Source organism: Sphingopyxis panaciterrulae (genome assembly GCF_014199295.1).
Lineage (GTDB): Bacteria > Pseudomonadota > Alphaproteobacteria > Sphingomonadales > Sphingomonadaceae > Sphingopyxis > Sphingopyxis panaciterrulae.
Genome location: NZ_JACIJH010000001.1, coordinates 436,799 through 448,249 on the forward strand (window position 1 = coordinate 436,799; position 11,451 = coordinate 448,249).

10 protein-coding genes are annotated in these 11,451 nt (G+C 64.6%); 2 read left to right on the forward strand and 8 right to left on the reverse strand.

From position 1 onward, the window contains the following. Positions 1–79: 79 nt before the first annotated feature. Genes FHR21_RS02150 through FHR21_RS02165 form a run of 4 tightly spaced genes read right to left on the reverse strand, consistent with a single transcriptional unit; the run spans position 80 to position 4,652 of the window. Entirely contained in the window at positions 80–772 is a 693-nt protein-coding gene (locus FHR21_RS02150) for an SDR family NAD(P)-dependent oxidoreductase (RefSeq protein WP_221234952.1), read from the reverse strand. Further along, positions 769–2,370 (reverse strand): GMC family oxidoreductase N-terminal domain-containing protein, encoded by a 1,602-nt coding sequence (locus FHR21_RS21155; RefSeq protein WP_184094838.1) that lies wholly within the window; start codon positions 2,368–2,370, stop codon positions 769–771. Before FHR21_RS21155 ends, FHR21_RS02150 begins: the two co-directional genes overlap by 4 nt. Positions 2,371–2,380: 10 nt before the next feature. Beyond that, positions 2,381–3,835, reverse strand: a complete 1,455-nt coding sequence (locus FHR21_RS02160; RefSeq protein WP_184094840.1) for an aldehyde dehydrogenase family protein — start codon at positions 3,833–3,835, stop codon at positions 2,381–2,383. Positions 3,836–3,839: 4 nt separating this feature from the next. Next, a complete protein-coding gene (locus tag FHR21_RS02165; protein ID WP_184094842.1) occupies positions 3,840–4,652 on the reverse strand; it encodes an SDR family NAD(P)-dependent oxidoreductase in 813 nt (270 codons plus the stop codon). Between the two features lie 196 nt (positions 4,653–4,848). On the opposite strand from FHR21_RS02165, the gene FHR21_RS02170 reads away from it, so the two are divergent. Next, the gene (locus FHR21_RS02170; RefSeq protein WP_184094844.1) at positions 4,849–5,772 is read left to right on the forward strand and encodes an SDR family NAD(P)-dependent oxidoreductase; all 924 of its coding nucleotides are present in this window, start codon (positions 4,849–4,851) and stop codon (positions 5,770–5,772) included. Positions 5,773–5,793: 21 nt separating this feature from the next. On the opposite strand, the gene FHR21_RS02175 is transcribed toward FHR21_RS02170, so the two are convergent. Genes FHR21_RS02175 through FHR21_RS02190 form a run of 4 tightly spaced genes read right to left on the reverse strand, consistent with a single transcriptional unit; the run spans position 5,794 to position 10,387 of the window. Then, positions 5,794–6,801, reverse strand: coding sequence for a zinc-dependent alcohol dehydrogenase family protein (locus FHR21_RS02175; RefSeq protein WP_184094846.1), 1,008 nt, complete (start codon positions 6,799–6,801; stop codon positions 5,794–5,796). 12 nt (positions 6,802–6,813) lie between these two features. Further along, entirely contained in the window at positions 6,814–7,386 is a 573-nt protein-coding gene (locus FHR21_RS02180) for a nuclear transport factor 2 family protein (RefSeq protein ID WP_184094847.1), read from the reverse strand. An 11-nt stretch (positions 7,387–7,397) separates the two neighbouring features. Then, positions 7,398–9,047, reverse strand: a complete 1,650-nt coding sequence (locus FHR21_RS02185; RefSeq protein WP_184094849.1) for an FAD-binding protein — start codon at positions 9,045–9,047, stop codon at positions 7,398–7,400. Beyond that, positions 9,044–10,387 carry an aromatic ring-hydroxylating oxygenase subunit alpha gene (locus tag FHR21_RS02190; RefSeq protein WP_184094851.1) on the reverse strand — a complete coding sequence of 448 codons (1,344 nt, stop codon included), beginning with the start codon at positions 10,385–10,387 and terminating at the stop codon, positions 9,044–9,046. Before FHR21_RS02190 ends, FHR21_RS02185 begins: the two co-directional genes overlap by 4 nt. 190 nt (positions 10,388–10,577) lie before the next feature. Here FHR21_RS02190 and FHR21_RS02195 point away from each other — a divergent pair, with 190 nt between their 5' ends. Continuing rightward, positions 10,578–11,369 (forward strand): FadR/GntR family transcriptional regulator, encoded by a 792-nt coding sequence (locus FHR21_RS02195; RefSeq protein ID WP_184094853.1) that lies wholly within the window; start codon positions 10,578–10,580, stop codon positions 11,367–11,369. Positions 11,370–11,451: the final 82 nt, after the last annotated feature.

Consider the following 11,451-nt stretch of genomic DNA (forward strand, 5'->3'; position numbering starts at 1 on the left):
AGCCGGAATCCTCACCTGTCTGCAAAATTAACGTCTATCTGATTTAGACGAATCATATAGAGGATTGCAAGGTCATTCGTCAGCCGATCAGAAATCCGCCGTCGAGCGCCAGCGCCTGACCGGTGATGAAGCGCCCCGCCGGCGAGGCGAGATAGACGATCGCGCTCGCGACATCTTCGGCGCTGCCCATCCCCAGCATCAGCCGTCCCGGCTGCGTTGCGGGTCCGCCCAGTCGTTCCATGTCGGCCGGCGGATCGCCGACCGGGACCGCGCCCGGCAGCACCGCATTGACGCGAATGCCGTCCTCGGCATGGTCGAGCGCCGCGGCGCGGACGAGCGCGTTGAGCCCGGCCTTCGACGCGCCATAGGCGCCATTGCCTTTCAATACCGGATGGATCGACCCCATCGTCGACACGGCGACGATCGAGCCTCCGCCTTGCGCGCGCATCAGCGGAATGACCGCGCGCATCGCCAGAAAGGCGCCGCGCAGATTGGCGTCCTGCACGGCGTCCCATTGCTCGCTCGCCATCGTCGGCAACGCATAGGTGCCGATCCGCGTCACGGCATAGACGAGCAGATCGACGCCTCCGTGCCGACCGGTAAAGGCCGCTACAGTCTCGACGATTGCGGCCTCGTCGGGGACGATGTCGGCAAGCTCGGCCTTCGCTCCCAGCGCCTCGAACATTGTCTGGCTGGCGACGCCGATCGGCGTCGCGCCCACGATCAGCACGCGCAGACCTGCGACTCCGAAAATCCGGTCGAGTGTCATCATCCCTGTCCGATCCATTCGGCGGCGCGCTCGGCGATCATGATCGTTGGCGCATTGGTGTTGGCGGAAACCGGCTCGGGCATCACCGATGCGTCGACGACGCGCAGCCCGGCGATGCCCCGAACCCGAAGCTTGGTATCGAGCACGGCCAGCGAGTCTCCATCGGCTCCCATGCGGCAGGTGCCGACCGGATGATAGCCGATGCCGCCCCAACGGCGGACATAGGCTTCCCACTGCTCGTCGGTCTCGGGCAGGGGGTCGGGGCGCAGCGTACCGGTGACGATGTCCGACAGCGGCCGCGTCCGGCATATGCCCTCCACGATCTTCAGCGCCTTGACCAGCTTCGCTACATCGCTCGCCGCGCTTTGCAGCCGGTGATCGATTAGCGGCTTTGCGTCGGGATCGGCGCTGCGCAGGCGGATCCCGCCCCTGCTTTCGGGCCGTGCGACGTGGAATCCGAAAGAGAAGGACGGTCGCTTCTCGACCACCGCATCGCCCTTGTCGTTGAAGGTGACTGCAACCGGCAGCATCGACAGGATGATATCGGGATCGGCGAGCGCGGGGTCGGTGCGGAAGGCCGCCATGACCTGCACCGCCGGCGTGGTCAGCAGACCCCGGTGAAAGAGCATGTAATCGAGCATATGGCGTACCAGCTTCAGCGGCCCCAGCTCGGCGCTCATCGTCGGAATGTTCACGAACTTCGCCAGCGACACGCTGTTATGCTCGCGCAGATTCTGTCCGACCCCCGGCAAATCGGCCTGCACTTCTATGCCATGCGCGGCGAGTTCGTCGCCCGGTCCGATGCCCGAGCGCATCAACATCGTCGGCGATAATAGCGTGCCCGCGCACAACAGCACCTCGCGCCTCGTTCGGAATATGCGCTTTTCCCCCGAAATCCGAGCCTCGACCCCGATCGCGCGACTCCCCTCGATCATGATCTTGTCGACATGCGCGTGGGTGACGACCGACAGATTCGCCCGCTGTCGGGCCGGCTCCAGATAGGCTCGCGCCGCCGAGCAGCGCTGACCGTTCTTCTGCGTCGAAAAGATGCGATAGACGCCGCTCTGGCTGCCATCGCAATAATCCTCGTTCAGCGGAATGCCTGCGGCAACGAAGGCGTCGATCACATATTGGCCCACCGGTTGCGGTCCCTGGATCGGCGAAACGCTCAGTGGACCGTGGCGTCCGTGCGACTGCATGGGCGTCCCGTGAAACTGCTCTGCCTTCAGGAAATAGGGGAAAATATCGTCATATCCCCAGCCGGTGCAGCCCATCGCGGCCCAACGGTCATAATCCGACCGCTCGCCGCGCATATAGACCTGTCCGTTGATCGCCGAACTGCCGCCGAGGGCCTTGCCCGCGGCCCATTGCATCGTGCGGCCGTCGATCGTCGGGTCGGGTTCGGTCGGCAGGCACCAGTCGAACGCCTTGTGGCCCATCAGCTTCGCCGTGCCGGCCGGCATGTTGACGAGAAAATCGCGCCCTTCGCCGCCCGCTTCGAGCAGGACAACGCGGTGCGCGGGATTCTCGCTCAGCCGGGCCGCGAGGACGCAGCCCGCGCTGCCGCCCCCGACGATGATGAAATCGGCCTCTTCCGTCACGCTCGATTCCTTAGCGCGGGTGCAGGTGCAGCAGAATTTGCTTGATCTGCATGAACTCCTCGAGCCCCGGGCGACCGCCCTCCCGGCCGAAGCCGCTCTGCTTGACCCCGCCGAACGGCTGGTTGGGTGCCATCGGGAGCATGCCGTTGACCGCGACGCAGCCCGATTCGAGCCGGGCGGCGACATTGTGCGCGCGCGACAGGTCGTGCGTGTGGAGATAGGCGCCTAGCCCGAAGCGGCTGTCGTTCGCCATCGCGACCGCATCGTCATCCGTGTCGAAGCGGATAATCGACAGCACCGGGCCGAACACCTCCTCGCGCGCAAGATGGCTGTCGTGCGCGACGCCGGCAAAGACCGTCGGCTCGACGAAACTTCCCGCGGCAAGATCGCCCTGACCGCGGCGCCCACCGGTTACGAGCCGTCCGCCGCTCTCCGCTTTCGCGCGGTCGATCACGCCCATGATTCGCTGCGCCGCTGCCTCGTTGATCACCGGCCCGATCACCGTCGCCATGTCGAGTGGGTCGCCGAGCGTGAAAGTCTGCGCGTGGGCGCGCACGCGCTCGACGAACTCGTCGAAGATCGCGCTCTGTGCATAGACGCGCGTCGGCAGCACGCAGCCCTGTCCCGCGAGCGGGACGAGGCTGCACCCTGCGGCCATTGCCGCCGCCTTGTCGAGGTCGGCGTCCGCGAAGATGAGATTTGCCGACTTGCCTCCGAGTTCGAGTGCAACGGGTTTCAGATGCTCGGCAGCGGTGCGCATCACCGCCTTCGCCACCGCATCGCCGCCGGTGAAGCTGATCTTGCCTACCGCGGGGTGCGCGATCAGCGCCTCGCCCGCCTCGGCGTCGCCGGGGACGATGTTGAGCACTCCGGCGGGGATTCCGGCCTCCAGCGCCAGCGCGCCGAAGCGTAGCGCCACGAAAGGCGTTTGTGTCGGCGGCTTGAGAATGACGGCGTTGCCCGCTGCCATTGCGAGGATCGCGGTCATCGATATCGCCACGAGCGGCGAGTTCCATGGAATGATAACCCCGATCACTCCGATCGGCTCGTGCCGCGCATAAGCAAGGCCGTGGATGCCGAGGGGCTCGCTGCAGGTGCCTTCGATCTTGTCGGCCCAGCCGGCATAATAGCGAATCCACGACAGGGCGAGACCGCTCGAATTGCTCGACAGCGGCGTGCCGCATTCGAGCGCCGCCATTTGCAGCAGTTGCGGCGCGTCGGCTTCGATCAGGTCGGCAAGGCGAAGCAGGCAGTCGCGTCGCCGCTCGGGGCCGAGGTCCTGCCATGCCTTTTGTCCGGCCACCGCCGCGCGCGCAGCGGCGTCGATTTCGGCCGGGCCGCCGATGGATACTATGGCCTGCGCTTTGCCGGTCGCCGGATTGACATGCTCGCGCGTGCCGAGGCTCGTGGCGCTTGGCCGGGTATCGCCGATGACCGGCCGATTGTCCGCCAGAAGATTGGTCATCGCCTCAGCCCTTGGTGAAGCCGGCATCGACCAGCAACTCGGCGCCGTTGACGTAGCTCGCCGCATCGCTGGCAAGGAACAGGATGGCGCGGGCCATCTCGATGGGGTCGGCGATGCGGCCCATCGGATTGCGGCCGGGGATGGTGGCGGGGCCGACGATCACCGCGCCGCCGGCGGCCTGCGCCGCGCGCATCTTGTCGGGTCCCGGCGTCGCCATGCCGCCGGGCAGCACCGAATTGACGCGGATGCCGTCCTTGGCGAACTCGACCGCGGCGAGGCGGGTGATCGCATCGACGCCGGCCTTCGCCGAATCATAGTGCATGTTGGGAAAGATCGTCGGATGCTGCGCGCTCATCGACGACACGTTGACGATCGACCCGCCGCCGCGCCCGCGCATCTGTTTCACGGCCTCGCGCAGGCACAGGAAACTGCCGCGCGCGCAGACCGCATGCATGATATCCCATTCGGCGACCGACATGTCCATGGTATCGGCCTTGCCGCGATAGGCGGCATTGTTCACCAGCACATCGACCCCGCCGAATGCTTCCGCCGCGGCGACGAAGCCCGCCTGCACCGCAGCCTCGTCCGATACGTCCATGCCGACGCCCATGGTCGGCCCCTTGCCGCCGAGTTCCGCGGCGGTCGCCTTCGCGCCCCCGGCGTCGAGGTCGGCGACCACGACGCTCGCCCCGACATCGAGAAACAGCGCGGCCGTGACCTTGCCCAGTCCCGAAGCGGCACCGGTGATCAGCGCGACCTTTCCGGTCAGGGTAAAGGGAGCAAGCGCGGCGGCTGCCGGATTTCCGGTGTCATTCATGCAGTTGATCCTCGACTGTCGGGAGGCCGGACGAGCCTTGTCGCGTGCGATCCGGTTCGGCATCCCATCTCCATCCTCATATCCGGGCACGCGCCCCGGATCGTCCCATCATGTCCTGTTGAATCATGGTCGTAATCGTATAAACCCTTTATACCTTTAAGCGAGATTCGACACCAAACACAAGCGGGAGCAGGATATGGGACGATTTGATGGGCGTGTCGCGGTTATCACTGGCGCAGGACGCGGAATCGGGCGCGAGACGGCGTTGCTGATGGCGCGCGAGGGTGCGAAGGTCGTGGTCAACGATCTCGGTGGCGGACCGCAGGGCGGGGGTGCCGATGCGAGTTTCGCGCAGCAGGTGGTCGACGAGATCGTGTCGGCAGGCGGCGAAGCCGTCGCCGAAACCTCGAGCGTCGCGTCGATGGCGGGCGGTCAGGCGGTCGTCGACTGCGCCATCAAGACGTTCGGCCGGCTCGATTATCTGATCAACAATGCCGGCATCATCCGCCCGCGCCGCATCACCGAGATGAGCGAGGAGGATTTCGACATCGTCCTCGCGGTCAATCTGAAGGGCTATTTCGCGACGATCCGTGCCGGCGCCGAACATCTGAAGAAACAGGGCGGGGCGGTCGTCAATTTCGCCTCGCCGTCGGGCTTTGGCCATTATGGCATGGCCAATTACAGCGCCGCGAAGGAGGGTGTCGTCGGCATGACCCGCACCGTCGCGCGCGAACTTGCCGAGTTCGGCGTGCGCGCCAATGTCGTCCGCCCGATCTCCGGGCCCAGCAATATGAACATTCCAGAGGTGTACGAGACTTTGGGCTATGCGATGAACACGCTGAAGATTCCGGCGCTGTCGAATCACTGGATCGGCAACAGCGGCCCCGACGGCCGCCCGTGGAACGTCGCGGCGGTGACTGCCTGGCTTTGCTCCGACCTGTCGGAAAATCTCAACGGGCGTGAACTCTATATCAATGGCGGCCACGTCGCGCTGGTCCAAGAGCCCGAGTTCGTGCGCAGCCAGTTCGCGGTCGAAGGCTGGACCTTCGAAGGATTGTGCGACGAAGGAACCACCCGTGCGCTCACCTGGGACATCCGCAACCGCTTTACCGGAAAATAGGGGGAAGGTGATCCGGGGCGGTCAGACTCGGATCACCACTTTTCCGAAATGTCGACGGGAAGCGAGATAGGCGAAAGCCTTGCGCGCTTCTCCGAAATCGAAAATGCGGTCGATCACCGGCGCGAAATGCGCGGCCGCGCAGCCGATCAGCCCGACGAGATCGGCGCGCGAACCGACCGAGATGCCGCGTATGCTTCCCATCGTGCGCATCAGCGGGAGCGGGCTGACAAGGCTCGCCGGATCGTCGAGCAGCCCGACCAGCGCGATCTCGCCCTCGGGCGCGAGCGCGGCCATCGAGCGGGGCAGGGTTCCCGCCCCGCCGACCTCGACGATGCGGTCGACGCCGCGTCCGCCGGTCAGCTCGCGGACGCGCGCATCCCATTCGGGGTGGGCGCGATAGTCGATCACGTCGTCGATACCGAGATCGCGCAGCCGCCGGGCCTTCGCTTCGCTGGAGGTCGTCGCGATGACCCGGCATCGCTTTGCCCGCGCGATCTGGAGCGCGAAGAGCGATACGCCGCCTGTCCCCATGACCAGCACGCAATGCTCCGCGCCGAGCGCCGCGCCGCGGTCCAGCGCGGCCCAGGCGGTGACGCCCGCGCAGGGCAGCGTCGCCGCTTGCTCGAAACTCATCCCGTCGGGGAGCGGCACCACGGCACGGGCGGGCACTGCCACCTGTTCGGCCAGCACGCCGTCGACCGCCCCGCCCAGGTCGGTTGCGATGGCGGCGGGGTCGAACGGTCCGTCTATCCAGCCCGGCCGAAAGGGAATGACGACGCGCGCTCCCGGTGCCAGCCCGGTTACCGACGCGCCGCAGGCGATGACCTCGCCCGCGCCGTCCGACAGCGGGATGAGTCCCGGCCTGGGGCCATAGGGCGAGGGGCCCATCGCGATCATCAGATCGCGCGCGTTGAGCGAGGCGGCGCGGATTCTCACCAGTACCTCGTCCGCGCCGACCGGCGGCGGCGATGCTTCCTCCATCGCCAGATGATCGAGCGATCCGTGATCGCGCAGGCGATAGAGCTTCATGCGCCGCGTTCGTCAGGCGCCGGCGAGGATGTCGACGTTGATGCCGATGCGCTCCTCGGGAATGGTCAGCGGCCGTTCGTAGGAACAATCGCTCGCATCGCGGGCGACCGTGCCGCTCTGCGCCAGCATCGCGCGCGCTTCGGGGCTGATCTGCGTCTCGACCGGCTGGCCGCCCCAGTCGGGCACACATTTGCGCGCGGCAATCCGCCATTCGCCGTCGCGTTTTTCCATCCGGTCGACATAGCGCCCACCGCCGATCGTCAGATTCCGGCCGTTGCGGTCGAGCGCGGCGAACAGCCAATAGGTTTCGGCGTGGGCGATGTTGCCGTCGAGTTCGCAGCTATGGTTAGTGATGATGTGCTGGTGCGTCGACTGGGCGGTGGTGTGATAATGATGAACCCAGGCCCAGAATGCCTCCGGTCCCGCGACGACGAAGCCGTGGTCGTCGATCGCGTCGGGGTGATAGGCGGACAGGAACAGGTCGCGGTCCATCCGGTCGACCCCGCGGCAATAGCGGGTGACGACCTCGCGAATCTTCTGCTTGTCGTAGAGCTCGCGGACCATCGTCTCCAGCGTCGGTTCCATCGCGCGCGCCTTCAGTTCGGCAACTGACCCAGCGCATGCTGCGCCGCGACCCAGCCGAAGATGAAGGAGGGCGAGATGCTCGCCCCCGCGCCGGGATAGGTCTTGCCCATCACCGAAGCGGTCGAATTGCCCGTCGCATAGAGACCCGGGATGACCGACCCGTCCTCGCGCAGCGCGCGGGCATATTCGTCGGTCAATATGCCGCCGAAGGTGCCGACATCGCCGGGAAAGACCTCGATCGAATAGAAGGGGGGTGTCTCGATCGGCCCCAGCGTCGGGCTCGGCTTGTGGGTGCGGTCGGCGTAGACGAGGTCATAGGCCTTGTCGCCGCGCTTGAAATCCAGATCCTTGCCGGTCGCCGCAAAACCGTTGAAGCGCGCGACGGTCGCCTCGAGCCCGTCGGGGTCGACGCCGATCTTCGCCGCGAGTTCGCGCAGCGTCGGTGCGGATTTCAGGAAGCCGCTTTCGTGCCAAACTTTTGGCACCGCGCCCATGCGGAAGCCCCAGCTATATTTCTTGAAATAGGAGGCGTCCATGATCGCATGCGCGGGCACCGCACCATGCGCATAGAAATCCTGGCCGTTCGCCATATAGGATTGCGCCTCGTCAACGAAGCGGCGGCCGGCCCCGTCGACCAGGATGCAGTGCGGCTTCGGCAGGTCGGGGACGTTCATCAGCGGCGGGCCGTCGGGCGGGACCGACGTGGGAATCCACACCGCCTGATCGGTCAGGTCGACCGCGGCGCCATGCGCGCGGGCAATCTCGATCATCTCGCCGGTGTCGCCTGGATTGGCATTGGTCCATTCGATCGACGACGGCTGCGGGCCGTATTTCCTGCGCAGTTCGGCATTGCGGGCAAAGCCGCCGGCGTTGATCAGGACGCCGTCGCGCGCCTCGATCCGCCAGGGCTTCCCGTCCTTTTCGGTAATCACGCCGACAATGCGTCCCTGCTCCTCGACCAGGTCGGTGACGCCCATTTCAGTACGGATGTCGACATGATGGTCGAGCGCCATCTTGAGCATGCGTCCCTGGATGGCGGCGCCCGAGCCGACCTGGTGGATGCCCAGAATCTTGTTGCGGATCATCCGAAGGCCGATCTTCATCATCGCGAACTTGCCGGCCCAGGTGACCTTGAGCAGCGTCAGATGCTTCGCCTCGGATCGTTTGGCGGGAACGCCGAATTCGCCGCGACGCAGCTTCGGATACCATTCCTTGCCCAGCTTCTTGATGTTGAAGATCTGGACGCCGAGCGAACGGCCCTCGGCAAGTCCGCCGGGCAGGTCGTCATGATAGTCGGACCAGCCGCCATAGCGCACGAAGGGCATGCCCTTGGATTCCAGATATTCGACCATCCGCGGCCCCATGCGCAGGAACATCTCCTTGCGCGCGGGCGAGGTTGAAGGACCGACGTCGCCGACCGCCGAGTCCATATAGGTGCGCGCCTTCTCCGCGCTGTCCCCGATCCCTTCGCGGCTCTGCAGCGGATGGTTCGGAATCCAGAAGACCCCGCCCGACAGCGCGGTCGATCCGCCGACGCGGTCGGTCTTTTCGAGGATGAGGGGCGTCTTGCCGGCATCCGCCGCCGCGATCGCTGCGAGCATCGATCCACCGCCGCTGCCGACGATGACGAAATCGGCGCTCTCGTCCCAGTCTTGGCTCATGCGCCATATCCATTCTCGATGAAATCATCGAGGCTGCGGTGGAAATTGATTACTGCGATCTCCTGCCGCGGATTGGGCTTGGCGCCCTTGAAGGCCTTCGACTTCATGCCCTTCTGGACTTCCGCCATATTCTGATAGTCCTGGGTCAGGATCAGGCCCCAGAAGTCGACGTCGCCATGGTCCTGGCTCCATTCCTGTTCGACCTTGGGCGCCTCGCCCGCGGGATAGCGTTGCAGCGAATAGACGTCCCAGATGCACTTGTCGGGATTCGTGCCGAGCGGACGCGCGCGATAGCCGAGCAGGCCGGTCGGACCCATCAGCATGACCTGGTTGGGGAACAGATGCCAGTCGACACCTGCGGCATACATTTGTTCGGGCGTGATGCTGGGCCATTGCAGGCCCTGCGACACCGCATTTTCATGAATGAACTGGCCGAATTTGGCGAGCACCTCCATCGGCGGCGTGCCCGGCGGCACTTCCTGCTCGACCCGCCGCGCGGCATAGACCGTCTGCACCGACGACCCCGCATTCAGTGTCGCGGCCATGTCTTCCATATAGTCGCGAATGCCGGGGCGGATGTCTTCGGTCGGCTGGCCGCCGGTCAGGCGCGGCGAGCGCGATCCCATCGGCATCGATTCCCAATAGCCGAAGTGCGAATGGCGCCCGCGTGCGTAGCTTTGCGTCCAATCGTCGAAATAACGCAGCATCTGATTGTGCGTCGTCTGGACATGATAGCCTTCGTTGAAGGCCTCGATCGCGACTTTCCAGTTGCAGTCGAAGATCGTCGACTTGCGCCAGTGATAGTTCATGCCGCCGATGTCGTAAGGATCGAGATAGGCCTTCGCCGGGGCGAGATGCTCCTCGAGGCTGATGCTGTCGGGGTCCAGATTGATATAGACCCAGCCGCTCCAGCGCCCGAGCTTGACGGGCACGAGGTCGAGATCGTCGTCGGTCAGGGATTCGGCGGGCCATTCGTGACGGTCGACGACTTTCGCGATAGTGCCGTCGAGCTTCCACGACCAGCCGTGATATTTGCAGAAGAGGCGGGCGGCGTGGCCGCAGCCTTCGGTGATCGTCCGGCCGCGGTGCGGGCAGACATTGTAATAGGCCTTGATCTCGTCGGGAGCGACGCGGATCACGATGATCGACTGGTCGACGATGTCATAGGTGTAGAAATCGCCGACATTGGGGATTTCCTCTTCGCGGCAGGCCATCTGCCAGACGCGATACCACAGTTTTTCGGCTTCGATCTTCGCGAATTCGGGCGAGATATAATGGTCGGCTCCGACGACATAGCCCGCGCCGTCCTGCTGCAGTCCGTCCTTGGTCTGAACGTTCATGACTTTCCTCTCCTTGGCCCATTCGGTGTACTGATTGGGCTGGCCTTTGCAACGTCATTGGCGCGTCGCTCCATTTATTTATCGTCTAACTAGGTAACATGACTCTTGGCAAGGGGCGAGTCTTGTTTCGCGCGCTTGCGCGCTGGCCGTTTTCGGGGCAAAAGGCAGAAAATCCAAAAAGGAATTTAACTTGTCTAACGCTTTTGTCGCAATTCCCGTCGGCAATCGTAGCAATGCGGAGGCCGTCCGGGTTCCCAAGACTGCGGAACTCGTCGCGCGGCAGATACGCAACGCCATCATTCGCGGCGAACTGGTCGACGGCGACACGCTGCCGGCCGAATCGCATCTCATCGCCGAATTCGAAGTATCGCGACCGACGATTCGCGAGGCTGTTCGCATTCTCGAATCCGAAGGACTCGTGACGGTGGCGCGCGGCGCACGGGGCGGGGCGCGGGTCAGTTCGCCCAATTACGAGATGGTCGCGCGGGCGGCCGGCATCACCTTGCAGTCGCAAGGGGTCACGATCGGCGACCTTTACGAGATGCGGACGTTGATCGAGCCGCCGGCGGCTCGGCTGGTCGCGGAGCGCAACAGCGAAAAAGCGGTGCCCATCCTGCGCGCCATGATCGAGGACGAACTGAAGAATATCAAGGATCGCTTCGGCATCACGCCCAAGATCGCCGAATTTCACCGTGTCATGATCGAACTTGCCGGCAACAGGACGCTGATCATGTTCTCGAACGCGCTTGCCGGCCTCGTCGACGAGCATCTGAGCCTCGCCCAGCGGCGTAACACGATCGATCCCGAATTTTCGATGCGGCAGCTACGCTATGGCCTCAAGTCGCATTCGAAGCTGGCCGATCTGATCGAAGCGAAGGACGGGCCTGGCGCCGAGGCGCATTGGAAGGAGCATATGATCGCGGCCGGTAAGGTGTGGATGGAGAAGGTCGGGCCCAATTCCATGGTCGACCTCATCGACTGAAATTTCGCACATATCGCTCTCGACAGAAGCAGTATAATTATATAACGAATTGTACTGATAATTATGTCTGTGTCAGGGAGTG

Excerpts from the sequence above, each read along its gene's own strand:
- FHR21_RS02150 (WP_221234952.1), bottom strand. The coding sequence starts at position 772 with ATGATGACACTCGACCGGATTTTCGGAGTCGCAGGTCTGCGCGTGCTG.
- FHR21_RS02160 (WP_184094840.1), bottom strand. The coding sequence starts at position 3,835 with ATGACCAATCTTCTGGCGGACAATCGGCCGGTCATCGGCGATACCCGG.
- FHR21_RS02165 (WP_184094842.1), bottom strand. The coding sequence starts at position 4,652 with ATGAATGACACCGGAAATCCGGCAGCCGCCGCGCTTGCTCCCTTTACC.
- FHR21_RS02170 (WP_184094844.1), top strand. The coding sequence starts at position 4,849 with ATGGGACGATTTGATGGGCGTGTCGCGGTTATCACTGGCGCAGGACGC.
- FHR21_RS02175 (WP_184094846.1), bottom strand. The coding sequence starts at position 6,801 with ATGAAGCTCTATCGCCTGCGCGATCACGGATCGCTCGATCATCTGGCG.
- FHR21_RS02180 (WP_184094847.1), bottom strand. The coding sequence starts at position 7,386 with ATGGAACCGACGCTGGAGACGATGGTCCGCGAGCTCTACGACAAGCAG.
- FHR21_RS02185 (WP_184094849.1), bottom strand. The coding sequence starts at position 9,047 with ATGAGCCAAGACTGGGACGAGAGCGCCGATTTCGTCATCGTCGGCAGC.
- FHR21_RS02190 (WP_184094851.1), bottom strand. The coding sequence starts at position 10,387 with ATGAACGTTCAGACCAAGGACGGACTGCAGCAGGACGGCGCGGGCTAT.